Source organism: Streptomyces lavendofoliae (genome assembly GCF_014649735.1).
Classification (GTDB): Bacteria; Actinomycetota; Actinomycetes; order Streptomycetales; family Streptomycetaceae; genus Streptomyces; species Streptomyces lavendofoliae.
This window is the reverse complement of record NZ_BMTP01000006.1, coordinates 25,475-48,422: the sequence shown is the minus strand read 5'-3', so window position 1 is coordinate 48,422 and position 22,948 is coordinate 25,475. Positions and strand designations below refer to the sequence as shown.

Here is a 22,948-nt window from a genome sequence, read left to right as displayed (position 1 = left end):
CGGCACGGGGCCCCTCCGCCGGGCGCCGGGCCGCTCTACTCGGCGCGGCAGGAGGCCGGTACCTCACACGGCGCGGCCGGCCGTCGCCGGTCGAGCTGCGACGGCGCGAGGGTCTGCGGTGCCGCCCCGAGGGCCTGTTGTGCCGGTACGTAGGGGAGCCCGGCGGTCTCCACGGGCGCGGACAGGACCACCTCGCCGGAGAAGCACACGGTGTCGCCCTGTTCCACGGCGAACCGGAGGCGGTCGCGGGACGCCGCGGGAGTGACCTGGATCCAGGACGGCGTGTCCAGCTCCACGTACCGGTGGAACACCGTCTCCATGCCCACGGCGACCACGGGGAGGGGGGCCCGGGCGGCCTGGGCCGCCTGGCGGGCGGCCTCCAGCAGCAGCATGCCGGGGACGTGGTCCACGGGGTGGTCGAACAGCGAGGGGTGCTCGGTGTCGATCCGCAGCTGCCAGCGGTCGGCGCGGCCGGTGGGGGCCAGGACGACGTCCTCGGGCAGTCGGCGCCCCACCAGGTGGGCGGGGACCGCCGTCGCGGGCGGGCGGGCCGCGGCGAGGGCACCGCGCAGGTCGCCGTACGCCCCGCGCAGCCGGCGGTAGACGGTGGGGGAGTGGCTGGTGAAGCGGGCCTCGGCGGTGCCCAGGTGCCGTTCGTCGCGCTCCGCGCGTAACCTCAGCGTCGTCGCGGCGAAGTTGCCGCGGCGGCGTTCGACGTCCGTGCAGGAGAGGTGCAGCACCAACTCGGCCGGCACGGTGCTGTCGTGCAGGTTGCCGAGCGCCAGGGAGTAGCTGAAGTGGTCCCAGATCAGGTGGTGGCCGAAGGGTACGTCGTAGGCGAGGTGGGACAGCAGGGGAATGGTCTGCCGGGCGGTCTCCGCGAACAGCATCGGGTCGAGCAGCCGGTGGGCCGGGCGGTAGAAGGCGTGGGTGCGCGGCCACTGGGCGGTCACGGTGTACTCGTCGGCGGAACGCCGGTGCCAGCTGGTGAGCAGCACCTCGGAGTGGGCGGCCTTGTGAACGTACTGACGCGGAAGGGTGGTTGCCGAGCCTGTGGGCGAGCTGGCAGTGTGCATGGTCATCCCCTGTGCCTTGTGAGCTGACGTGCGACAAGTAGTTGTGCGCTAACATAAAATAGATTCTCTTTTTTTGTCGAGGGTGATCGGATGCACGTGTGAGTGATCTCAAGCAGGAGCGTGCCGTACGCACGCGCAACCAGATCTTGAGGGCCGCGGCCGAGCTGTTCGACGAGGAGGGCTACGAGGGCGCGAGCGTCACCCGCATCGTCAAACGGGCCGGCGTCACGCTGGGCGCGATGTACTTCCACTTCGCCTCCAAGCAGGACCTGGCCCGCGAGGTGATGAACGCCCAGCCCTACGTCATAGAGCCGCTGTTGCGGTCGACCGGCCTTCAGCGGCTGGTGGACATCACCCTCGTATGGGCCCACCGGCTGCAGACCGACCCGCTCCTGCGCGCCGGCGTCCGGCTCGCCGTCGAGCAGGGCCGCTTCGGCATGCACGACAGCGCCTCGTTCGAGGGCTGGAAGGACATCATGGTCGGCCACCTCGAAGTGGCCCGCGCCGAGGGCGACCTCCGCGAGGACGTCTCGCCCGAAGAGGTCGCCCAGTTCGTCGTCGGCGCCTGCACCGGCGTACAGCTCTACTCCCAGCTCGTCAGCGGCCGGGACGACCTGATGGAGCGCACCTGCACGATGTGGCGGCTGCTGCTGCCGGGCATCGTCACCCCCGGCGCCCTTCCCGCCATCGTGGTCGACCCCGGCCTCGTCAAGGACGCCTGAACTCCCTGCCCGCCACGGCGGGCAGGCCGGCGCGGAACCGGTCCGCGCGCCGGCGCCGGCACCGCGAAGGTGCCCGGTGGACCCACCGGCCGCCCCGCGCTCCGGCGGCCCCGCGCCCAGCGGCACAGGCCCGGCCCTTCCCCTCCCCGTACGGGTGTGTCCCCCTGCCCCCACCAGCGATTGGACCTGTCGACGTGGCTTCGACCACTCCGCTGCTCCACGGCAAGACCGTCATGATCACCGGTGCCTCCAGCGGCATCGGTGCCGCCGCCGCGCGCGCCTTCGCCGCCGAGGGCGCCGCCGTGGTCCTCATGGCCAGACGCGCCGACAAGCTCGAGCACCACGCCCGGCTCATCCGGGAGGACGGCGGCGAAGCGCTCTGCGTGGCGGGGGACGTCACCGACAGCGGCGACGTCCGGCACGCCGTCGACCGGGCCCGGGACGCCTACGGCGGGCTCGACGCGGCCTTCAACAACGCCGGCTGGGCCTCGTCGGGCACGCCCCTGCACAAGACGCCGGACGACGACTACGACCGGATCATGGACGTCAACGTCCGGGGCGTGTGGAACTGCCTGCGCGCCCAGATCGCCGCGATGCTGGAGACCGGGACCCGTGGCGCCATCGTGAACACGTCCAGCGTCGCCGGCCTGCGGGCCACCGGCACCGCCGCCCCCTACATCGCGGCCAAGCACGCCGTGCTGGGCCTCACCAGGGCCGCCGCCGACGAGTACGGGCCGCACGGCATCCGCGTCAACGCCCTGGTGGTGGGCAGCACCCGCACCGAGCTGATGGACGAGGTCCTGACCCGGACGCCCTCCCTGTACGAGCCCTTCACCGGCCGCGCCATCCAGCGCCGCCTGGCCGACCCCTCCGAGGTGGCCCAGGCCGCGCTGTGGCTCTGCTCGGACCGGTCCTCGTTCACGACCGGAGCCGCGGTCGCGGTCGACGGGGGCTGGACGGCGCGGTGACCCGGCCGCCCCGCCGGTCTCAGCTGGGGCTCCCTCCCGGCAGCAGGGCGGGGGAGCGGGGCGCGGCGACCGAGCCGAGCACCAGGCCCCACAACCGCGACAGCGTGTCGAGGTCCTCCGCCACGGAGCCGGACGTGTGCGCGGCGGGGGCGTCCAGTCCGGCCAGCATGCACACCACCAGGACGCACAGCAGTCCCGCCGAGCACTTCTCGCCCAGGTGGCCGCCGGCCTGCGCCTCGCCGGCGAGCCGTTCGACGTCGCCGAGCCAGAGCCGGTGCCAGGTGCAACCCGCGCCGGCCTCTTCGCGGCTCAGCCGGCAGGCCGCCCGCACGCTGGCGTCCGTGCGCAGCAGCCGCGCCACCTCGTGCGTGATGTCGATGACGTTCTGCAGTGGCAGCCGCGAGCGCCCCAGGGCGCGGTCGACGGCCGTGCGGGTGGACGCCGCACCGTCCTCGTACACGCCTTTGGCCAGTGCGGGTTTGGTCGGAAAATGGAAGGTGAGGGCCCCCATGGTCACCCCGGCCCGCGAGGCGATGCGCGCCAGCGACGTACCGGAGTAGCCGTGCTGGGCGAGTTCCCCAGCGGCCGCGAGAAGCACCCGGCGTCGCGTGTGCGCGGCTCGTGTCTGCGCCACGTTGTCGTTCCCTCTGTCATGAGTCGGCTGGATGGCCCCCGTTGGGTGGAGCGGGACGAGTACGGCCACGGCGGGCCCGCTCCGGCCCGCCGCCGTGCGGAGGCGGGCGCGGTCCCGCTCGGTGCTGCCGTCCGCACACGTTCAGGAGGGGTTCACCTCCGCACAGAACATAAATAGCACTATTTTTGTTATGGTGATCGCCGTACCCGAAACCGTGCTCCTCCGCGGCCTCGTGACGGGCTGACACGCCCGCCGGGGTCCCGTGGCGGGCTGTCTTGCTCATGCGCAGGCGTGAGGAAAGGGTGGTGGAGGAAATGAGGGAACTGTCGGAGGCGGCGGCCGGTGGCCTCGCGGTCGTGACGGGTGGAGGGTGTCCGGCCGAGGTCGACCTGGTGCCGGTGGCCTCCCTGGTGGACGCCGACTCACCTCGTCTCGGCGGGATCGACCGGCAGCACGTCGAGGTGCTCGCGCAGGGGGAGTTGGAGCCGGTCCTGGTGCACCGGGACACGCTGCGGGTGGTCGACGGGATGCACCGTCTGGAGGCCGCCAGGCTCCGGGGGCAGGAGACGATCCCCGTCCGGTACCTCGACGGGCCGGTCAGCGAGGTCTTCATCCACTCCGTCGCGGCCAACGTCTCCCACGGTCTGCCGCTGACCCTGAAGGACAGGAAGGCCGCGGCCGGGCGGATCCTGGCCTCGCACCCCGACCTGTCGGACCGTGCGATCGCGCGCATCGCCGGACTCTCCCCCAAGACCGTGAGTGCCGTGCGCCGCGCTTCGACCGAGGAAGTTCCTCAGTCGCAGGTGCGCATCGGGGCGGACGGACGCTCGCGCCCCGTCGACGCGGCACGGCGCCGGCAGGCGGCGCGTACGTACCTCGTCGAACATCCGGGCGCCACCCTCAGCGAAGTGGCCGCGAGCGCGGGGGTGTCGGTCAGTACCGCCTGCGAGATCCGGCAGCGGCTGCGGCGCGAGCAGCAGAGCCCGGCGCCGAAGCGTCCCGTCGCCGGACACGCCGCCGGGCGTCGGGCCGCCGACGGCGACCGGACCGTCATCCCCGTTCCGCCGGTGGGCGACCACCGGGAGCAGCGCATCGAGAGCCTGGCCAAGGACCCGTCGCTCAGGTTCACCGAGTCGGGGCGCGCGCTGCTGCGCTGGCTCAACAAGCGCGCCCCCGATCTCGAGGCCGGCAAGCAGCTGATGGCCGCGGTGCCGGTGCACTGTGCCGTCGCGGTCGCGGACCTCGCCAACTCCTACGCCCGGGAGTGGCAGCGGTTCGCCAGCGCCCTGGACGGGGCCGTGGGCGAGGTCGCCGAGCGGTAGCGCGCGCCGGGCGCCGGGGGCTGTGGGCGGAGCGGCGAGCGTCCCGGGCGGCGGCCGGGCTCGCCGAAGGCCGGCTCGCTTTGCGGGAAAGCGCCCGCCCAATGCGGGTCGATCGGAATTCCGGCCCCTTTTCTTGACGGTGCGATCGGCTCGCTGAATGATGAATTTGCACTCGGCGGAACACTCCCCGGAAAGGGAGCCCGCTGGGCGTCTGAATATCCGCATGGAATGCCGAAAGGCATGAATGAAGGCTCCCCGGGTGATCATCCGGGACCGGCCGCGGAACGAAATTGCCCGAGCTTTTTCGACCGGACACGAGAAGGGCCTGGAGTTCACCATGAATCAACCGGGGGCTCGAGTGGAGTCGACCGCGGCCGGCGCGGGACCGGACACGGGCATGGCCATGGACACGACCGTGGACGTGGCGGTCGTCGGAGCGGGTCCGGCCGGCCTGTACGCCGCGTACTGCGCCGGGTTCCGGGGCCTGTCCAGCGCGGTGGTCGACGTACTGCCCGAGCCGGGCGGCCAGGTCGCGGCCCTGTACCCGGAGAAGAGGATCCATGACGTCGCCGGTCATGTGGGCGTCCGGGGCAGGGAACTGATCGACAACCTCCTGGCCCAGGTGGCCCCGTTCGACCCGCGCTTCCTGCTCGGCCGGACGGCGGCCTCCCTGGCGCCGGACGGGCGGGCGGGCTGGACGCTCGGGCTGGAGGGCGGCGGGCGGGTCCGTGCCGGCGCCGTGGTGATCGCGGCCGGGCTCGGCCGTTCGGTGCCGCGCACGCTGCCCTGCCTGCGGCCCTACGAGGGGAGGGGCGTGGCCTACCACGTACCGCGCCTCGACGAGCACCGGGGCCGCGACGTGGTGATCGTGGGCGGCGGCGACAGCGCGGTCGACTGGGCCCTCGCCCTCGCGCCGATCGCCCGGTCCGTCACCGTCGTCCACCGGCGCTCGTCCTTCCGCGCCCACGAGCACGGCGTCAAGCAGATGTACGCCGCCGGAATTCGCGTGCTGACCGACGCGCACGTGACGGCCTGCCATGGCGCGCCACGTCTTGAGGAAGTGCGCGTCCTCGCCGGCGAAGAGGAATCGACGCTGCCCGCACAAGCTCTTGTCGCGGCACTCGGTTTCATCACCGGACTGGGCCCGATCGCCGAATGGGGGCTCCAGGTGGAAAGCCGCAGAATCGCGGTCGACAGGGCGATGCGGACGAATCTGCCGCAGGTGTACGCGGCCGGTGACATCTGCACCTACGAAGGCCGCGTCCCGCTCATCTCGGTCGGCTTCGGCGAGGCGGCGACCGCGGTGAACCACGCCGTGGTGGGGCTGCGTCCCGGCTCCCGCCTGGCGCCGGAGCACTCCACCGACCGCGAGGCCGCACTGTTGTCATGACCCTGAAAAAGCTGACCATCCTTCCGACCGGAACCGAGATCCTGCTGCCCGCGGGATCCCCCCTGACCGAAGTCGAGTACGAGACCCCGCAGCGGCTCATCCCGTTCGGATGCCGCTCCGGATCGTGCGGCGCGTGCGTCATCGAGGTGCTGGAGGGCTCCGGCTCCCTCGGCGAACCCGACCACGACGAACTCGACTTCCTGGAAGACCTCGGCCGGACCGGCGGCCATCACCGCCTGGCCTGCCAGTGCCGGCTGCGGGGCGACGCGACCGTCCGCGTCGCCGACGACATCTAGACCGCTCGCACCCGACGTCCGAGCGACCACGAGAAAGGTGACACCATGCCGAACCGCGTGACCAACGCCGGTTACGGGGACCGTACCCCGTTCCTCAGCGCGGCCGCCTCAGCGGAACTGCGCGCCGAGATCGACAAGCAGCTCGACCAGCAGGTCCTCGAGTGGTACGCCAACGTCCCCGAGGCCGCGCACCTCGAGGGCAAGAACGTCGACTCCGCGTACTACAAGCGCAACCTGATCGAAACCGCCTGGCGCATCCGGCTGCTGCGGGTGGCCGAGGCCAAGGCACTCGTGGAGATCGCCAAGCGCAGCCCGGAAGCGGCGCAGGTCTGGGCCAACTACGAGCAGGAGGAGATGCTCCACGACGAGCTCTTCATCACCGACCTGGAGAAGGTGGGCGTATCGCGCGAGGAGTTCCTCGCCACCGAGCCCTACCTGTCCACCAAGCTGCTGGCCGGCTACTTCTCCTACCTCCTGGACCACGAGGGTCCGCTCGGTGTGGTGGCCTACTCCTACCTGGTCGAGTACGTGAACGTGAACCTGGAGCCCAGGAAGCTGGAAGCCCTCAAGGAGTCGGTCGGCGAGGGCAACATCGGCGGCCAGATCAACCACTCGCACACCGACATCAACGACGACCACCCCGGCGAGGTGTGGGCCGCCGTCCGTCACCTGCTGCGCAGCGACGAGGACATCGCCGCCTTCAAGCGGTACCTCCGCGAGCACCAGACCGTCCTGGCGCAGTACTTCGAGGAGCTCTACCTGGACACCATCGCCAAGGCCGAGAAGCAGCCGGCCTGAGTCCTGTCCTCGGCGGGGGCGCGGCGCGACCGCGGCGCGCCCCCGCCCACCGGTGAGGAGGCCGGATCGAGCATGGAAAACACCGGAGCAGTGCTGCTGCTCAGCCATGTCGGGTTCTCGTTCATGGAGGACCTCGCCGGCGCGGTCACGGCACGGGGGCTGAGGACCTGTGTGCTCAGCTCGCTGCCGGAGCCGCGGCACCAGGATTCCAGGCCCGGCGCGCTGGCGGACCTCGCCGACGACGTCCGGGTGACCCCCGAGCACGTACTGACCCCCCATGACGTCGAGGACTACCTCGACCACCTGGAGGCCGCCGGCACGACCGTGCTGTGCTGCCTCACCGTCTGGGAGGGCTACCGGCACCTGATGGCGCTGGCCAACGCCCGCCTCGGAGTGCCCGACCTGGACGAGAAGCAGATCCTGCAGCTGCGCGACAAGCTGACGCTGCGCAACCGCCTCGCGGACGCCGGCCTCAGCAGGGGGCGGGCGTCCGCACTCACCCCCGAGACGCTCGCCGAGCGCCGGGGCGACGGCCGCCGCCACTTCGTGAAACCGGTCAGCGGCATCGCGTCGTTCGGGACGTTCCCGCTCACCGGCGACACCACCTGGGCCGACCTGGAACGCATCGCCGCCGAGGCGCGCTCCGACACGGTCTACGCCGCCGCCTTCACCACCGACCCGGTACCGCCGCCGCAGGCGGGCGCCCCCGCAGACCCCGGCCGCGGGCCGGACACGGCCGCCTCCGACGGCGCGGTGCCGGCGGCGAGCGGGCACCACGGTGGCGCCCCGGCCGTGGAGTTCCTGGTCGAGGACTACGTACCCGGACGGGAGTTCAGCTTCGAGGCGGTCGTCGTGGACGGCGAACCGCACATCGTGGCCGTGCACGAGAAGTGCGAGGTGACGGAGGCGGAGGGCACCGTACTGGAGAACGCCTGCGTCAGCCCGCCCACGAGCTTGTCGGCCGAGGAGACGGCCGCCGGGATCCGCTGGGTGACGAGCGTGCTGGACGTCCTGGACATCGACTGGGGCTGCCTCCACGTCGAAGCCCGCCACAACCCGTCGGGCTGGGACCTGATCGAGGTCAACCCGCGTGTCGGCGGCAGTCTGATCTCCCCCAGCGTGGCCGCCCTGACCGGCGGCCCGAGCCTGCTCGACCTCTGGCTGGACTGCCTCCTCACCGCCCGCCGCCCGGCCGGGTTCCGCGCCAGGCTCGAAAGCCTGTCGTTCGCGGCGGACGGCACCACACCGAGCCCGAACGCGACGTTCTTCCGCGTCTTCTTCGCCGACCCCGGCACCATCCGCGAGGTGGGACTCAGCGACGACCTCCCGCTCCGGCCCGTCGTGTCGCAGGTCCTGCTCCAACCCGGCGACGTCGTCGAGTCGTCCTCGCGCGAGGTCTTCCTCGGCCAGGTCCTCTGGCGCATGGACCGGGCCGACCGGGACGCGATACTCCCCGGGCTGCTGCCCGCCTCCGAGCAGGCGATCGAGATCGTGTACGAGACGGAGCCGCGATGACCGCGCCCATCCTCCTCATCGTCGACTACAACCTGAGCCGGATCGACGAGGTCCGCCACCTGCGGGACCACGCGCGCGAACGCCACGGCGCGACGGTCGTGCTGATCCGCGCCGATCCCACGGCGGCCGACCACGCCATCGCCGACGAGGTGATCGACCTCGACCCGCTGCGCGACGACTTCGCGGAAATGGGCGAGAAGCTCCTCGGCGACCGGCGCGAGCGGATCAGGGCGGGCATCGTCTTCTCCGACAACGCCGTGCGCAGCGGGGCGGAACTGCTCGAACGGCTGGGCGTCCCCGTCGACTCGGCCCGCCTGGCCGAGGGCGCGTTCTCCAAGTACCACTACCGGCTCGACGAGGCGCGCGTGGCCGGCCTGCTGGCGGCCCAGCGCGTCATGGTGCCCGACTTCGCCGAGATCGCCTCCCTCGACCAGCTGAGGGACTTCGCCCGCGACCACCCCGAGGGCTTCGTCGTCAAGCCCGCGGCGGAGGGCAACAACCGGGGCGTCGTGGTGGTGCGTCCCGGCGACGACCTGACGGCCGCGTTCGCCGAGGTCCTGCCCTATCTGGAGGGCGGCGTCATCTGCGAGGAACTCATCCCCTACCGGCGCGAGTTCTCCTTCGACGGGCTGGGCCCGCTGGCGTTCCTCACCGAGAAGATCAGCGCCCGCGGCCGGTACCCCGTCGAGATCGCCCAGGTGCTGCCCGCCGGGGTGGACGAGCACGAGCGCGCGACGCTGGAGCGGGCGGGACGGCAGGCGAACTGGCTGGTGGGCCAGTGCGACGGGCCGTTCCACAACGAGATCAAGCTCAGCGACGACGGGCTGCGCGCCGCCGTCGTGGAACCCAACCGGCGACCCGCCGGAATGAAAATCTGGTCGCTGGCCCGCTGGGTCTACGGCATCGACCTGCACCACCGCTGGGTGGACACGGCCTTCGGCACGGCCGCGGACGCCGGACGGCTGGTGCCCGGCTGCTCGGCCGCCACCGTGATGCTCGGCGTCGGCGACGACCGCTCGTTCTGCCCGGACGACGTCCCCGCCGGCGCGGACCCCTTCGCGGACGCCGTCCGGGCCACCGCCGAGCGGCTCGGACTGGGCGACGGGGAACTCACCGTCACGGAGTTCTCCTGGGTCTCGCCCCTGCGCCGCGACCTGCACGCCGTCCCCCGCGACAACGCGGACTTCGCGGCACAGGGCTGCGTCGTCCTGCGCGGCGACCGCGCCGACATCCGCACCGTCGTCCACGCGCTGCGCGAGGACTGGTCGCTCGCCCTGGACCGCGCGCTCGCCCTCCCCACTCCCGCGAGGAAAGCCCGATGAAGATCCTCATCCTGCACCGCGTGCCCTACTTCAAGATCGAATACCACCGGGGGATCTCCCACGACGACCACGAGGTCACCTACCTCGGCACCGACCGGGCGCTGGCCACCCTGCCGCCCGGCCTGCGCTGCGAGCGCGTGAGCCGCCCCGGCATCCGCACCGCCTTCGAGGAGGCGCGGGACTGGCTGGCGCGGCGGCCCCGCCACTTCGACCGCGTCATCTCGGCGTCGGAGTACGAACTCCTCGACGCCGCCCGGCTGCGGGAACACCTCGGCGTACCGGGCGCGCCGGTGGACCAGGTCGCGCTCGCCCGCGACAAGGTCCTGATGAAGCGGGCGGTCGAGCGGGCCGGCCTGCGGGTGCCGCGCTTCCTCCCGCTGCCCCGCTTCCTCGAACTGGAGGGACGGGCGCCCTGGCAGGGCCGTACGGTCCTCAAACCGCACCGCGGCGCGTCCAGCGAGGACGTGCTCGTCTTCGACACCCCCCGGCAGACCGCCGCGGCGATCACCGAGGGCCGCACCGGCGTCGCCCGGCTCGACGCCCTCCGCGACCTGACGGACTTCCAGGTGGAGGAGTTCGTCACCGGGCCGATCCGGCACTTCGACGGCCTGGTGCAGGGCGGCGAGATCCTGGTCCTCAGCGCCAGCCAGTACGTGGGCACCTGCCTGGGATACGCCCAGGGCCTGCCGATGGGGTCCTTCCAGACCGGGTTCTCCGAGGAGACGCGCGCCTGGGTGGCACGCGCCCTGGCCGCCGTGCGGATCGAGGACGGCAGCTTCCACCTCGAGGCGATCGTCCACGACGGCGAGCCGGTCTTCCTCGAGGTCGGCAACCGGGTCGGGGGAGCCGACGTGGTGGCGACCGTCGAGCTCGCCACCGGTGTCCACCTGCCGTCGTACGAGCTGCGCGTCCTGCTCGGCGAGTCCGTCGCCGGGAAGCTCCCGGAGCCGCCCGCCGTCCGGCGCCGGTACGGCTGGTTCGTCCACCCGGGACACCACCTGGCCGGGCGGGTGTTCGCCGGTCTCGGCGGGGTCGCGGCGTTCCGCGCCGACCCGCGCGTGGTCGCCTGGAACGAACTGCCGTCCGGCGCGCCGCTGCCCGACCACATCACCTACCAGGCCGGGGAGACCGTCCTCGCCGGGATCGTCGCGGGCGAGACCCCCGAGGACACCCGGGACTGGATCGCCGGCCTGTTCGGCTCCCTGACGCTCCGCACCCGCCCCACCGTCCCCATGACTCCGGAACAGGTCTCGGCATGAAGAAACAGCACATCCTGATCGCGGTGGCCGTCACCGCGATCTGGGGTCTCAACTTCTCGGTCATCAAGATCGGGCTCAGGAGCGTGGACCCGCTCATCCTGGCCGGGATCAGGTTCACCCTCTGCGCGCTGCCCGCCGTCTTCTTCCTCAAGCGCCCGCAGGTGCCGTGGCGGTGGACCATCGGCTACGGGCTGATCTTCGGCGTCGGGCTGTGGGGCGTGGTGAACCTCGGCATCCAGGCCGGGGTGTCGTCCGGGATCGCGTCCCTGGTGCTCCAGTTCAGCGCGTTCCTGACGATCCTGCTGGGAGCCGTGGTGTTCCGCGAGTCGCTGTCGCGGTACCAGTACGCGGGGATCGCGGTCGCCCTGGCCGGCCTGTTCTCGATCATGTTCGTCACCGACGGCACGGTGACGCTCGTCGGCGTCGCGCTGGTGCTGTTCGGCGCGGTCTCCTGGAGCGTCGCCAACGTGATCCTCAAGAAGGCCGCGCCCAAGGAGACGCTGGCGTTCCTGGTGTGGTCGAGCCTGTTCTCGCCGATCCCGCTGTTCCTGCTGGACCTGGTGGTCAACGGCACCGAGGGCTACACCGCGCTGCCGCAGCAGATGGGGTGGGCGGCCGTCGCGTCCATCCTCTTCCAGGCGTACCCGAACACTCTGCTGGGATACGCCGTGTGGAACTGGCTGCTCCGCGAGTACCCGGTGTCGACCGTCGCGCCGCTGTCCCTGCTCGTCCCCGTCTTCGGCGTACTGGGCTCGGTGCTGATCTTCAGCGAGCCGCTGCCGCCGCTCAAGCTGGTGGCCGGAGCGCTGATCGTCACCGGTCTGGTCATCGGCCTGTACGGCAAGAGGCTGGCCGGGTCCGGCGTCACCACCCGGCTCCCGTCGATGAGCCGGGCCCGGTGATGACCGCCCTGAACGCCCTCGCGGACCGGTACGTGGACGAGCTGGCCGCGCTCGACCCGTGCCTGGCCGCGACGATGGGCATCGCCGGGCAGGAGGAGCGGCTGACCGACTACGGTCCCCGGGCGGTGTGGGCGCGGGCCGAGCTGGCGCGTCGCACCCTGAAGGCGCTCGACGACACGCCGGTGGCGGGGGACGCCCAGCGCGTCGCCGCCTCGGTGCTGCGGGAGCGGCTCGCCACGGAGGTGGCGCTGGCCGACGCCGACGCGTACGGCACCCTGCTGGACACCCTCGACGGGCCGGTGCAGCGCGTGCGGTACGCGCTGGGGTCGCTGGACCAGGGCGGCGACACCGTCTGGGAGGCGCTGCTGGCGCGGCTGCGGGCCGTCCCGGCGACGCTGGCGGGACTGCGCGAGAGCCTGGAGGACGCGCGGCGCCGCGGCCGGGTCGCGCCGTACCGGCAGGTCGTCCGCAACGCCCGGGATTGCCGCGACATGCGGCAGTACCTGACCGGGTTGCCCGCCGGGCACGGCGACGGCGCGCTGCGCGGCGCCCTCGACGAGGCCGCGGCGGCCGCGGACGAGGCGCTGAGCCGGTTCGCGGCGTACCTGGCGCGGGACCTCGCGGCGGACGCTCCGCACCTGGACGCGCTGGGCGCGGACCGCTACCGGCTGGGAGTGCGGGAGTTCCTCGGCACCCGGCTGGACCTGGCGGAGACCTACGCGTGGGGCTGGCACGAACTGGACCGCGTACGCCGCGAGATGGCCGGGGCGGCGGCGCGGATCGCGCCCGGCGAACCGGTGGCGGCGGTGCTGGCGGCGCTCGACGACGACCCCCGGCACCGGGTCACGGGCGCGGCGGCGTTCCGCGACTGGATCCAGCGGCTGGCCGACGGCGCCATCGCCGACCTCGACGGGACGCACTTCGCGATCCCGGAGCCCCTGCGGCGCATCGACTGCCGGCTGACCCGCACCGACGGGCCCGCGTCCTACCTGGCGCCCAGTGAGGACCTGTCGCGCCCCGGCACGGTCTGGTGGCCGTCGACCGACCCCGACGCGCCGGTCCCGACCTGGACGGTGCCGAGCACGATGTTCCACGAAGGAGTGCCGGGCCACCACCTGCAACTGGGCGTGACGACCCTCAACACCGCCACCCTCAACCGGTTCCAGCGCCTGTCGAGCGAACTGCACCTCGGGCACTGCGAAGGGTGGGGCCTGTACGCCGAGCGGCTGATGGACGAGCTGGGGTACTTCGCCGACCCGGCGCACCGGCTGGGGATGCTGGCCGGCGGGCAGCAACTGCGCGCGGCGCGCGTCGTCCTGGACATCGGGCTGCACCTGCGGCTCCGCGTCCCCAAGGGCACCGGGTTCCACGACGGGGAGCGGTGGACGCCCGGGCTGGCCCGCGCGTTCCTCACCGAGTACTGCGGGGTGGGCCCGGCGGGCTTCGTGGAGTTCGAGATCGACCGGTACCTGGGGCGGCCCGGACAGGCCCTCGCCTACAAGCTGGGGGAGAAGGTGTGGCTGGAGGCGCGGGAGGAGGCCCGCCGCCGCGACGGCGCCGCGTTCGACCTCAAGCGGTTCCACCGGCGCGCCCTGGACCTGGGGCCGATGGGCCTGGACCTGCTGCGCGCCGAGCTGACCCGCGAGCACTGACCGGCGCGGTGCCGCCCGCGCGGGCACTCCGCGCGCGGCGGTGCCCCGCGCGGTAGGCGGTACTCCGTGCGTGGCGGTGTCCGCGCCGGGGCCCGGCCGCCGGTGGCCGCCTGGTCCTGCCGGCTACCGGGTCTTGCGCACGTGTGTGGTGTCGGCGTCGAGGAGCGTGCCGTCGGTGCCCGTCGGCGCGAGCTCCGGCACGGGAGTGCCGTGCCGGTCGACCAGGGTGGAGTGGGGCTCACCGGGGGCGAAGGCGTGCCGTTCCCCCCACTGCCGCAGGGTGAGGATGACGGGGAAGAGGGCACGGCCCGCGTTGGTGAGCACGTACTCCTGGCGGCGGCCCGAGGGCGCCGTGCGCTGGGCGAGGAGCCCGTGGGCGGTGAGCTTGCGGAGGCGGTCGGTGAGGATGTTGCGCGCGATCCCGGTGCGGCGCTGGAACTCGGTGAACGAGCGGGCGCCGTCCATCGCGTCGCGGACGACGAGGAGGCTCCACCTGTCGCCGACGAGGTCGAGAGTCCGGGCGACGGGACAGTCCGGGTCGGTCCAGTCGGGCTCCGGAGAGCCCTCGGTGGTGCGTGGCATGACCCCTCCCGATGAGTTGCGGATTGAAACCATCATGCCGTACCGTCGAAGTGGTTGCAATTTGCTACTGATCGGATGGGAGCGCAATGAACGTATGGCGGCGGTTACTGCTCGCGGTGGTGTGTGGTGTCGCTGTGGCGAGCATCTATGCCGCACAGCCGGTCCTGGAGCCGATGGGGCGCGACCTCGGCGTGCCCCCGGGCCTCGTGGGGTGGATCGTCGCGACCGGCCAGTTCGGCTACCTGGCGGGGCTCCTGCTGCTGGTGCCGCTCGGCGATGTGGTCGACAGGCGCCGGCTCATCGCGGTGCACCTGGCGGTCACCGCGCTGGGCATGATCCTGACCGCCGCGGCGTCGGCCGCCTGGGTGGCGTTCGCGGGCCTCGCAGCGGCCGGGCTGTTCGCGGTGGTGGTGCAGACCACGGTGGCCTACGCCGCGTCGGTCTCGCCACCGGCCGAACGCGGACGCAACATCGGCGTCGTGACCTCGGGCGTCGTGGTCGGCATCCTGGGCGCGCGGGTCGTCACCGGAGCGCTCGCCGAGGTGTGGGGCTGGCGGAGCGTCTACGCCGTGCTCGCGGTGCTGTCGCTCGGGCTCGCGGCCCTCGTCCTCGCCGTACTGCCCTCGGAGGAGCGGTCGACCCCGCCGGCGGGCTACCGGCAGGTCGTCGCCTCGCTCGGCGGACTGTTCGGGCAGCGCACCTTCCTGACGCGCGGCCTCATCGCGTTCTTCCTCTTCGCGTCGTTCGGGACGCTGTGGAGCGGAGTGTCGCTGCCGCTGGCCGCCACGCCCTGGGAGCTGAACGAGAGCCAGATCGGGCTGTTCGGCATCGCCGGTCTCGCCGGCGCGCTCGGCGCGGCCCGCGCGGGCCGGTGGGCGGACGCGGGACGGGCGGCCCCGGTCACCGGCCTCGCGCTCGCCCTGCTCATCCTGTCCTGGGCGGCGATCGCCCAACTGCCCTGGTCGCTGTGGCTCCTCGTCGCCGGGATCGTCGTCCTCGACTTCGCCGTCCAGGCCGTCCACGTGAGCAACCAGCACGTGCTCACCTCCACGCACCCGGATCGGGTCAGCAGCGTCATCGGCGGCTACATGGTCTTCTACTCACTCGGTTCGGCCCTCGGCGCGGCCGCCACCACCGCCACCTTCACCTCCTACGGCTGGGCCGGCTCCAGCGTCCTCGGAGCCGCGTTCGCGGCCTGCGCCCTGGTGGTCTGGGCGGCCGACCGGCGACTGCCCCGTGACGGCGCGGGCACGGCCGACGAGGCCGGCGCGCGCCCGGCGCGGGAGGCGGCGGCCGGACGCGTGATGGACAGCCCCAAGGTCCCCTGAGCGGTCGTCCCCGCGGCCCCGCCGCTTCGGCCCGGCCGGGCCGAAGCGGCGGGCCCGGCGCAGTGGGCTCCGGCCCGGTTCCCGGCGGAACCCCCGCCGCCGGGAGCCGGACCAGGGCCCACTGCGCCGCGGCGGTGCCCGTCCCGCGCCGGGCGGGACCAGGTCGTCGGCCGTCGGCGGTGGGGTGGCGGAAGGTTCCGGTACCGGGCGGCGCGGGGCGCGGGCGGCCGTGACGGCAGAAGCGCGGCCAGCACGGGGGCCGGCGGACCGGTCTGCGCCGGACGCACACCGCTCGGAGCCCCCTTCGGACGGACCCCGGTCGGCCACGGGGGCGGTAGAGCCGGCGGGACGATCCGGGTGCCGGGCGCCCACCGGTCGCGGCGTACGTGGCCGGTGCGCCGGAGCCGTGGCGGTTCACACCGGGCCGCCGAGCCGCCGGGCGTCCCGGACCCTGGCGGGCCGGTCGCCGCCCCGCCCGTCGGCGTACCGGGCGGGGTCCGACGTCGCCGCGCCGGCGGACGCCGGCCGGGTCGGCCAGGGCACCCCCGGCCGACGCGCTCGGCGGGCTTCCGGGGCGCCGTCGTACGGCTCGTCGGCGTTCGCTCGCACGGTCGGCCGCCCCTGCCCCCGGTCGGCGAGTTCCTCTCCCACTCAGGCGGCCGTTCCCCGCTCGGCCGTACCGGTTCCGTACCGGTTTCCGTACCAGGTCAGTACCGGATCAACACCGGCCGCTCCGTGACGCGCACCGTGTCGCGGTGATCCACCTCGCGGGCGGCCCGGTCGAGGTACTCGACCCTGCGGGCACCGGCGCCGGCGGGGGTCTCGGCGGCGCCGGTGTGGGTCCAGCGGATGCGGGCCGTGCGGAGGGTGCCGTCCGCGTCGGGGAGGCGGAACTCGCACTGCCAGACGTTCCCGGGCAGGGCGATCCCGGCCCCCTGGCCGCAGGAGCGGATCTCCGCGCGGGCCAGCCACCGCTGGAGGCGCGCGACGAACAGGCCCGCCTTTGTGGGTGGCCGGCCCTCGGCCTGGAGGACGAGGGGGATCTTGCCGTTGCCCCAGGCGTAGAAGTACATGCGGGCCAGGTTCCGGTTCCCCGCGTACAGGCCGGTGAGGTAGTAGCGGACCGCGTGGTCGGCCGCCGTGTCCTCCTCCAGCGGATCGTCCAGCGTCACGGTCTGGGTGGTGCCGGTGCTCCACAGCGGCAGGTGGTAGCCGGCCCGGTGAAAGGTCCGGTCGACGTCGCGCACCGCCTCCAGCATGGTCTCCGGTGGATCGGTGACCCGTCGCTGGTACAGCTTGATCCCCGCCGCGTCGCAGTACTGGTAACCGCCCGCCCCGGCGAAGCGCAGCAGGAAGTCATGTGCCTCGGCTGTCCACAGCGCGGTGATGGAGGGGCACACGACGGTCGCGCCGGGGTCGGCCTCCCGGATGATGCGGCTCGCCCGCCGCGTCATGTCGACGAGCCTGGTGACACCGCCGTTGTAGTGATGCTCGTGATTCGCCGTCACCCACAGTTCGTACGCTTCGATACGGGTGCCCGCGTGCCGTACGAGGGCGCGTACGAACGCGTCCCAGTCGTCGAGGTCGTCAGGCGGCGCCGCCCGTGAACCGTCCGGATACGCCGCCTTCCGGGCGTCCGGAGCGGCCCAGGCGGGCGTACCGCCGAAGACGAACAACGTGGGCCTGCCCTGCCGTTCGGCGCCGTCGAGGAGCCGGTCGAGTGTGGCCCACCGGTAGTCCCCGGGGGCCGGCTCGATCTGGGCCCAGCGGGTCTCGCTGTCCCACAGTCTCAGCGCGCCGGTGCGGAAGGAGGGCATGGCCCCGCTGGAGCTGTTCATCGTCACGCCGAACAGGGCCGGATCGACGGGCTTCGGTGCCTGTGCCCAGCTCGTCGCCCCGACCGGTGCCGGCCCGGTCGTCGCCGCCGTCGTCGTCTCGTACGGGGCGCTCGCCACGGCGGTGCACAGGACGGCCAGGGCCACGGCGACGGCGAGGACGACCCTCGTCCCCGGGGGACGTCGGCGAACGGGCTTCGGCGTGATCGGCCGGGTCGGCCTCGGCCCGGCCTGCGGCGTCGCACCCGGCTCCGGTGCCGGAACCGGCTCCGGCCCGGGCTCCCGTACCGATACCGCGCCCCGTTCCCGGTCCGGCTCCCGTCCTGTCGCCGCCCTCCAGCACCGCAGCAGCCGGTTGAGCTCGTCCGCGCCGGCCCCGCACTCCTTGGCGATCCGGGCGACGAGATCGTAGTCCCCAGGGACACCCCGGCCGTTGCAGTACCGGTGAAGGGTGGAACTGCTGAGGAAAACCCGCCGGCCCAACTCCTGGTAGCTGAGCCCGCTGCGCTCTTTCAGCGCCGCCAGAAGGGCCGCCAACTCCCGGGCACCCCGCACCCCGTCCATGCCTCACCCCCGTGACGCCTTTCCCCGACGCCCCCAGCATTCCACGCCCGTCCCAAGACGTCCGCTCCGCACCAGGTGAACGGTGTGTCCCGCGTCCCACGCGGACGTGGGACGCGGGACCCCTGGCCACCGTCCGAGGCGGAGCAGCACAGTGATCACGCCGGCACGACCGCGTCCGGCACGGAACGAACGACGAGCAGAACGGGGACGAACCACATGTCACGAGTCCGACGCACGCTGACGGCCATGACCATGGCCACCGCGCTCACCGCGACGCTGGCCGGCGGAACGGTGGCTGCCGCCGAGGCGGGCACCATGGCGCAGGGCGGCAAGTGCACGTACAACAAGCTGGGCAAGCCCACCTTCCGCAGCCACAAGGGCAAGGGCGACGCCAAGTACGACAACGGCGAGACCAAGAAGTACGGCCGTGAGCTGATCCTGTCGACCGGGACGGGGCCCAGCGACGACAACTCCGCGGCGCTGCTCAGCGGGAAGGTGCGCAAGGGCGACAGCGTGTGGGTCGACATCAGCCACGACAAGGGCAAGAACTGGAAGACCTGCGGCCGCGTCACCGCCGACAAGGACGACAAGAAGGTCTACTCCAGCTGGTACGCCCACTACCGCAAGGGCACGATCACGAAGCGCGTCATCCGTGCCTGCGCCAAGACCACCACGGGCAAGGCGGGCAACACCAAGCGCGTCACCTGGTGCGCGGACGTCGGCGACGTGAAGTCCAAGAGTGGCGGCTACTGGTGGTCGGACAAGGACTAGAGCCTGTCCCTTCACCGCGCTCATCAGTTGATCGGTTGGGTCTGTCCCAGCAGTGATCGCTGATGGACGTGGGGCCGGGTCGAGCCGCTGATGCCGGCCGATCCGGTCCCGGTGCGGCGGTGGACCGACCATGGGCCTCCCTCGGCGCGCTGCCACTTGCCGGGGGCCGGATGCGGCAAGGGCCTTTACCCGGCGCGGCGCGGCACCCTTTGTGGCGGATGGCGGGCCTCCCGACCCGGGTTACGGCGCAGGCGCGTCCGGGCGCGCGCGAATGGGCCGGGGCGGCGCGGGAAGTTGAGTGGTTTCCGCCTCTCGAACACGGCCCCGTCAGTGGAATGGTGCGCTGGAGGTAATGAGGCGAGCTCATCCATGTACAGCCCGATGGCGAATTCTCGATGTGCCAAGGTGCGTGACGCGGGTGGAATGCGTGTATCGATCGTACGGTTCGCAGGGGCGGTGGGAAACGGTCTCCGCCCTGCCCCATGCCCGGCTGCGCCCCGGTGTGCAGAGGTACCAAGGGTTCCGCCTGGACCTCGACCGCCCCCGTGCCCGGCTCGAAGTCCCGGACGGTGTCGTGACCCTGGTCCTCACCTTCGGCCATTCCTTGAAGCTCACCGACGCCACCGACCCCACCGGCCCCAGCACCACGCGCCGCTCGTTGATCTCCGGCCTGAGCACCCGTGCGACTTTCGGCCGACACGGCGGAAAGCTGCACGGCCTGGAGGTCATCATGGCCCCTTGGGCCGCGTTCTCCCTGTTCGGGACGCCGATGTGGAACCTCGCAGAGCACTTCACCGATCCGGTGGAACTGCTTGGGCACCGTTCCGAGCTTCTCATCGAACAACTTGAGGCCAGGGTCGGCTGGGCCGACCGTTTCGCCTGTCTGGACACCGCGCTCGATCGCTGGCGGGAGACGGGACCCCCCTCCTCGCCGCGCGTGCGCTACGCCTGGCGGGAACTCGTCCGGTCGTCCGGGGCGGTGCCGATCAAGCAGCTCGCCGCGCGGACCGGCTGGAGCTGGCGACAGTTCGAGCACCGCTTCCGCGAGCAGATAGGGCTCACCCCGAAGGGTGCGGCCCGGGTTCTGCGCCTACGCAGAGCGCTGCGGCTTCTCACGGATTCCCACTCGCCGTCACAAACTGCGGCGGCGTGCCATTACAGCGATCAGGCGCACCTTTCGAGGGAGTTCAAGGCGATGATCGGCTGCACGCCCCGGCAGTTTCTTCGCCTCCGGGGCAACGACAACGAGAACTCCGAGGCCACCGACCGAGTGCCGGGACAGGTCACCAGTGCCGTTCTGGACGCTGAACCGTTCGAGACGGCGGCGAGGCGGGACAAGTGAATTCGCTCGTACCGCGATTTTCTTCAAGACGGTCCCGGCGTGCGACGGCCAGGGTGTGATCGTCGGTTCGTGCCCGGTGGGCCTGTCTCGCAACAGGTCCACCGGGCCCTCGTCGAAAGGAAGTGGCAGGCATGCGCTTGCGTACCCACATCGCGGTGGCCGCGGGGGCGGCCCTCCTGGCCGCCACAGGGATCGCCGCACCGACGTTCGCCTCGGACAGCGGCAGGGCGGCGAACGGTACGGCGGCGTTCCGCGCCGAAGCAGTCCGCGACGGGCTGAGCGCCCAGCAGATCAGTGGCCTCCAGCAGAAGGTCGACGCGTTCATCGCGGAGTCCGGCGGCAAGCAGATCGCCGCCAACAAGGTCGCCGTCGAGGGCGGTTCGGTGACGTTCACCGTCCCGGGCGAGAAGTACGCGCGCGCCCTGAACAGCGGCCTGAACGGAAACTCCCCCGCCACGGCCGCAGCGAGCTGTCCGTACTACTACTTCTGCGGCTACAAGGGTTCCAACTTCACCGGCGAACAGTGGAACCGCTCGTCGTGCGTCCTGCACGAGATCCCCGACGGCTGGAACAGCGGCGGATCGTGGATCAACAACCAGTCCGGGGATACGCGGGCCCGCATGTACAACAAGAGCAAGTCACTCATCTACACCACACCCCCGGCGTACTCCTCCGACGCCGACGGCGACTGGGGGCCCGTCTGGTACGTGAGGCCCTGCTAGGCATGTCCTGGAAGCGGCACCGGTCCCTCGCTCGGCCCATGCCCTGATGGACGCGGCGCGGGGCGAGGCCATGCTCACGCAGGCCCGTCCTCGCGACCGCGCGCTGCCCAGTGGCGCGTCCGGCCCTTCGGTTCCGGAAAGGAGCCGAGTTCGTGGCGAGGCCACGCCAGGGCGAGCAGGTGGGGTACGGGGGAAGGCCGTAGCCGGTTCCGGGGCCCGTTGCACGCGGCGTGCCCGGCCGCCCGAGTGCGGGCGCCGGGCACGCTTCCGGGCGTTCCGGCGCCGTGAACGGGGCGCGAGACGCTCAGGTCGCCGCGGGACCGGCGACGGCCCGCCAGGGTCGCCGCCGCGCCGCCTGTGCCGGTGCGGTGCGTGCTCGCGGGGTGGACGGAGTGTCGGCCACTGCGCCGGCTGACCATATGATCCGACCATGCAGCGTGATGTGATCGACGGCGTGCCCGTTCTGTGGGAGGAGACTCCCGGCCCTCTCGAAGCCGCACTCGTCTTCGGTTGTGGGGTCGCCGACGAGACGTTCAGGCACCTGGGAGTGACGCACCTCGTCGAGCACCTCGCGATGAGCACGCTGCCGCGTCTCCATCACGAGCACAACGCCTCGGTCACGCTCTCCCTCACGGAGTTCACCGCCTCGGGGAGCGCGGCGCAAGTGACGGAGTTCCTCGCCCTGGTCTGCCGGGCGCTGAGCGCGCTGCCGGTGGACCGGATGGGGCGCGAGGCCGGGGTGCTCGCCGCCGAGGGCGCCGGCGTCACCGACCCCACCAGCGCGGAACTGCTGTCGTTCCGGTACGGCGCCGTCGGCGCCGGACTGGCTTCCTGGGCCGGACCGGGCCCCGACCGCATTCCCGTGGCGGCCGTCCGCGACCTCGCCGCCCGCCGCTTCCACGCGGACAACGCCGTCCTGGTGCTGACGGGGCCGCCGCCGGCCGGCCTGCGCCTTCCGCTGCCGCGCGGCCCACGACCCGACCGCGCCGGATCCCGGCGGGTGTTCAGGACCGGACCGGCCTGGTTCCAGGCCGACGTGCCCGATCCAGGACTGGCCTTCCGCGGCGATCTCGACGACCCCGCGCTGATCCTGGCCCACGCCGTGCTCCAGGAGCGGCTGCGCCGGCGCGCCCGGCACCAGGAGGGCGTGTCGTACGAGGTGGGCGGCGCCCGCGTCCCCACCGGGACGGGCGACGGCGAGTACACCCTGTGCCTGGACGCCCGGGAGGGTCAGGAGCGGCGCGTGGCGGAGCTGCTGTGGCAGGAGGCCCTGCGGCTGGCCGGCGACGGCGTCACCGCGGAGGAACTCGCGGAGGAGCTGGCCGGCTTCCGCGAGGTCTGGCTCGACGTGCGGTCGACGCCCTCCGAACTCGGCGATGCGGCCGCCTGTTCGCTGTTCGGACTCGAACACCAGGACCCGGCGACCCGGTTGGAAGCCCTGGCGAAGGTCACCCCCGAGCAGGCGGCGCAGGCGTTCACCGCCGCGCTCTCCACCGCCCTGCTGGTCGTCCCGGACCACGTGGAGGTGGAACCGGCGCAGCTGGACGGCACCCCTCTCGCCCGGGGGACCTGCGCCGTCACCGACGCGTTCCCCCCGGGCCTGCGGGTGTTCCGGCCCTCGCTGTTCAGGAGGTCGCTCTCCTCCGCCGCCCGCGCGGCGCGGCTCGGGGTGGGGCCCTCCGGCCTCTGGTACCGCGACGCCGACGAGGTGCACCACGTCGCCTTCGACGAGGTCGTGGGCGTGGAGTCGCAGGGCGCGGGCCGCGTGGTCTTCGGCTCCCACGGCTGTCTGATCCCGGTCGTACCCGAACTGTGGGCGAACATCGGGCCGGCCGTCGCCGCCGTCGACGCCGCCGTACCGGAGGCGCTCCGCTACGAGGCGTCCGCCCTCCGGCCCGGCCGGGACGAGTGAGCGCCCTCGCGGGCCCGCGTCACGACCGCGCCGCTC

At 72.7% G+C, this 22,948-nt stretch carries 20 protein-coding genes; 16 read left to right on the top strand and 4 right to left on the bottom strand.

Annotation, left to right across the window (positions count from 1 at the left end; translation table 11 throughout):
• Window positions 1-35: 35 nt before the first annotated feature.
• Window positions 36-1,076, bottom strand: a complete 1,041-nt coding sequence (locus IE109_RS13070) for a ScbA/BarX family gamma-butyrolactone biosynthesis protein (protein WP_189550999.1) — start codon at window positions 1,074-1,076, stop codon at window positions 36-38.
• Between the two features lie 98 nt (window positions 1,077-1,174).
• Here IE109_RS13070 and IE109_RS13065 point away from each other — a divergent pair, with 98 nt between their 5' ends.
• Both IE109_RS13065 and IE109_RS13060 read left to right on the top strand, forming a co-directional pair.
• Window positions 1,175-1,798 carry a ScbR family autoregulator-binding transcription factor gene (locus tag IE109_RS13065; protein WP_189550998.1) on the top strand — a complete coding sequence of 208 codons (624 nt, stop codon included), beginning with the start codon at window positions 1,175-1,177 and terminating at the stop codon, window positions 1,796-1,798.
• Window positions 1,799-1,992: 194 nt separating this feature from the next.
• Complete coding sequence (locus tag IE109_RS13060) at window positions 1,993-2,766, top strand: SDR family NAD(P)-dependent oxidoreductase (protein ID WP_268251470.1); 774 nt, start codon at window positions 1,993-1,995, stop codon at window positions 2,764-2,766.
• A 19-nt stretch (window positions 2,767-2,785) separates the two neighbouring features.
• On the opposite strand, the gene IE109_RS13055 is transcribed toward IE109_RS13060, so the two are convergent.
• A complete protein-coding gene (locus IE109_RS13055) occupies window positions 2,786-3,400 on the bottom strand; it encodes a TetR family transcriptional regulator (RefSeq protein WP_189550997.1) in 615 nt (204 codons plus the stop codon).
• A gap of 314 nt (window positions 3,401-3,714) precedes the next feature.
• Between IE109_RS13055 and IE109_RS13050 the strand changes: the two genes are divergently transcribed.
• The 9 genes from IE109_RS13050 (at window position 3,715) to IE109_RS13010 (ending at window position 13,856) form a co-directional block, all read left to right on the top strand.
• Window positions 3,715-4,722, top strand: coding sequence for a ParB/RepB/Spo0J family partition protein (locus IE109_RS13050; protein ID WP_229890963.1), 1,008 nt, complete (start codon window positions 3,715-3,717; stop codon window positions 4,720-4,722).
• Between the two features lie 337 nt (window positions 4,723-5,059).
• Complete coding sequence (locus IE109_RS13045; RefSeq protein WP_229890961.1) at window positions 5,060-6,112, top strand: NAD(P)/FAD-dependent oxidoreductase; 1,053 nt, start codon at window positions 5,060-5,062, stop codon at window positions 6,110-6,112.
• The gene (locus IE109_RS13040; RefSeq protein WP_189550996.1) at window positions 6,109-6,408 is read left to right on the top strand and encodes a 2Fe-2S iron-sulfur cluster-binding protein; all 300 of its coding nucleotides are present in this window, start codon (window positions 6,109-6,111) and stop codon (window positions 6,406-6,408) included. Before IE109_RS13045 ends, IE109_RS13040 begins: the two co-directional genes overlap by 4 nt.
• A gap of 45 nt (window positions 6,409-6,453) precedes the next feature.
• Window positions 6,454-7,206 (top strand): hypothetical protein, encoded by a 753-nt coding sequence (locus tag IE109_RS13035; RefSeq protein ID WP_189550995.1) that lies wholly within the window; start codon window positions 6,454-6,456, stop codon window positions 7,204-7,206.
• 72 nt (window positions 7,207-7,278) lie between these two features.
• Window positions 7,279-8,721: an ATP-grasp domain-containing protein gene (locus IE109_RS13030; protein ID WP_229890959.1), complete on the top strand. Its 1,443-nt coding sequence runs from the start codon at window positions 7,279-7,281 to the stop codon at window positions 8,719-8,721.
• A complete protein-coding gene (locus IE109_RS13025) occupies window positions 8,718-10,043 on the top strand; it encodes an ATP-grasp domain-containing protein (protein ID WP_189550994.1) in 1,326 nt (441 codons plus the stop codon). Before IE109_RS13030 ends, IE109_RS13025 begins: the two co-directional genes overlap by 4 nt.
• Window positions 10,040-11,302: an ATP-grasp domain-containing protein gene (locus IE109_RS13020; protein WP_189550993.1), complete on the top strand. Its 1,263-nt coding sequence runs from the start codon at window positions 10,040-10,042 to the stop codon at window positions 11,300-11,302. The genes IE109_RS13025 and IE109_RS13020 overlap by 4 nt, the downstream gene beginning before the upstream one ends.
• Window positions 11,299-12,204, top strand: a complete 906-nt coding sequence (locus tag IE109_RS13015) for an EamA family transporter (RefSeq protein ID WP_189550992.1) — start codon at window positions 11,299-11,301, stop codon at window positions 12,202-12,204. The genes IE109_RS13020 and IE109_RS13015 overlap by 4 nt, the downstream gene beginning before the upstream one ends.
• On the top strand, window positions 12,204-13,856 hold the full coding sequence (locus IE109_RS13010) for a DUF885 domain-containing protein (RefSeq protein ID WP_189550991.1): 1,653 nt from the start codon (window positions 12,204-12,206) through the stop codon (window positions 13,854-13,856). The genes IE109_RS13015 and IE109_RS13010 overlap by 1 nt, the downstream gene beginning before the upstream one ends.
• Before the next feature lie 123 nt (window positions 13,857-13,979).
• Here the strand turns inward: IE109_RS13010 and IE109_RS13005 are convergent, their stop codons facing one another.
• Window positions 13,980-14,438 carry a winged helix-turn-helix transcriptional regulator gene (locus IE109_RS13005; protein WP_189550990.1) on the bottom strand — a complete coding sequence of 153 codons (459 nt, stop codon included), beginning with the start codon at window positions 14,436-14,438 and terminating at the stop codon, window positions 13,980-13,982.
• Between the two features lie 86 nt (window positions 14,439-14,524).
• On the opposite strand from IE109_RS13005, the gene IE109_RS13000 reads away from it, so the two are divergent.
• Window positions 14,525-15,766 (top strand): MFS transporter, encoded by a 1,242-nt coding sequence (locus IE109_RS13000; protein WP_189550989.1) that lies wholly within the window; start codon window positions 14,525-14,527, stop codon window positions 15,764-15,766.
• 707 nt (window positions 15,767-16,473) lie between these two features.
• Here IE109_RS13000 and IE109_RS12995 read toward each other — a convergent pair.
• Window positions 16,474-18,165: a helix-turn-helix domain-containing protein gene (locus tag IE109_RS12995; RefSeq protein WP_189550988.1), complete on the bottom strand. Its 1,692-nt coding sequence runs from the start codon at window positions 18,163-18,165 to the stop codon at window positions 16,474-16,476.
• A gap of 246 nt (window positions 18,166-18,411) precedes the next feature.
• Here IE109_RS12995 and IE109_RS12990 point away from each other — a divergent pair, with 246 nt between their 5' ends.
• The 4 genes from IE109_RS12990 (at window position 18,412) to IE109_RS12975 (ending at window position 22,912) form a co-directional block, all read left to right on the top strand.
• The gene (locus IE109_RS12990) at window positions 18,412-18,936 is read left to right on the top strand and encodes a hypothetical protein (RefSeq protein WP_189550987.1); all 525 of its coding nucleotides are present in this window, start codon (window positions 18,412-18,414) and stop codon (window positions 18,934-18,936) included.
• Window positions 18,937-19,333: 397 nt separating this feature from the next.
• Entirely contained in the window at window positions 19,334-20,278 is a 945-nt protein-coding gene (locus IE109_RS12985; protein ID WP_308431357.1) for a helix-turn-helix domain-containing protein, read from the top strand.
• 131 nt (window positions 20,279-20,409) lie between these two features.
• Window positions 20,410-21,000: a peptidase inhibitor family I36 protein gene (locus tag IE109_RS12980; protein WP_189550985.1), complete on the top strand. Its 591-nt coding sequence runs from the start codon at window positions 20,410-20,412 to the stop codon at window positions 20,998-21,000.
• A gap of 430 nt (window positions 21,001-21,430) precedes the next feature.
• Window positions 21,431-22,912 carry a peptidase M16 family protein gene (locus IE109_RS12975; RefSeq protein ID WP_189550984.1) on the top strand — a complete coding sequence of 494 codons (1,482 nt, stop codon included), beginning with the start codon at window positions 21,431-21,433 and terminating at the stop codon, window positions 22,910-22,912.
• The last annotated feature ends 36 nt before the right edge of the window (window positions 22,913-22,948 follow it).

Bases quoted from the DNA above. Each gene is read 5' to 3' on its own strand.
- IE109_RS13070 (WP_189550999.1), bottom strand. From the start codon at position 1,076: ATGCACACTGCCAGCTCGCCCACAGGCTCGGCAACCACCCTTCCGCGT.
- IE109_RS13050 (WP_229890963.1), top strand. From the start codon at position 3,715: ATGAGGGAACTGTCGGAGGCGGCGGCCGGTGGCCTCGCGGTCGTGACG.
- IE109_RS13045 (WP_229890961.1), top strand. From the start codon at position 5,060: ATGAATCAACCGGGGGCTCGAGTGGAGTCGACCGCGGCCGGCGCGGGA.
- IE109_RS13040 (WP_189550996.1), top strand. From the start codon at position 6,109: ATGACCCTGAAAAAGCTGACCATCCTTCCGACCGGAACCGAGATCCTG.
- IE109_RS13035 (WP_189550995.1), top strand. From the start codon at position 6,454: ATGCCGAACCGCGTGACCAACGCCGGTTACGGGGACCGTACCCCGTTC.
- IE109_RS13030 (WP_229890959.1), top strand. From the start codon at position 7,279: ATGGAAAACACCGGAGCAGTGCTGCTGCTCAGCCATGTCGGGTTCTCG.
- IE109_RS13025 (WP_189550994.1), top strand. From the start codon at position 8,718: ATGACCGCGCCCATCCTCCTCATCGTCGACTACAACCTGAGCCGGATC.
- IE109_RS13020 (WP_189550993.1), top strand. From the start codon at position 10,040: ATGAAGATCCTCATCCTGCACCGCGTGCCCTACTTCAAGATCGAATAC.
- IE109_RS13015 (WP_189550992.1), top strand. From the start codon at position 11,299: ATGAAGAAACAGCACATCCTGATCGCGGTGGCCGTCACCGCGATCTGG.
- IE109_RS13010 (WP_189550991.1), top strand. From the start codon at position 12,204: ATGACCGCCCTGAACGCCCTCGCGGACCGGTACGTGGACGAGCTGGCC.
- IE109_RS13005 (WP_189550990.1), bottom strand. From the start codon at position 14,438: ATGCCACGCACCACCGAGGGCTCTCCGGAGCCCGACTGGACCGACCCG.
- IE109_RS13000 (WP_189550989.1), top strand. From the start codon at position 14,525: ATGAACGTATGGCGGCGGTTACTGCTCGCGGTGGTGTGTGGTGTCGCT.
- IE109_RS12995 (WP_189550988.1), bottom strand. From the start codon at position 18,165: ATGGACGGGGTGCGGGGTGCCCGGGAGTTGGCGGCCCTTCTGGCGGCG.
- IE109_RS12990 (WP_189550987.1), top strand. From the start codon at position 18,412: ATGACCATGGCCACCGCGCTCACCGCGACGCTGGCCGGCGGAACGGTG.
- IE109_RS12980 (WP_189550985.1), top strand. From the start codon at position 20,410: ATGCGCTTGCGTACCCACATCGCGGTGGCCGCGGGGGCGGCCCTCCTG.
- IE109_RS12975 (WP_189550984.1), top strand. From the start codon at position 21,431: ATGCAGCGTGATGTGATCGACGGCGTGCCCGTTCTGTGGGAGGAGACT.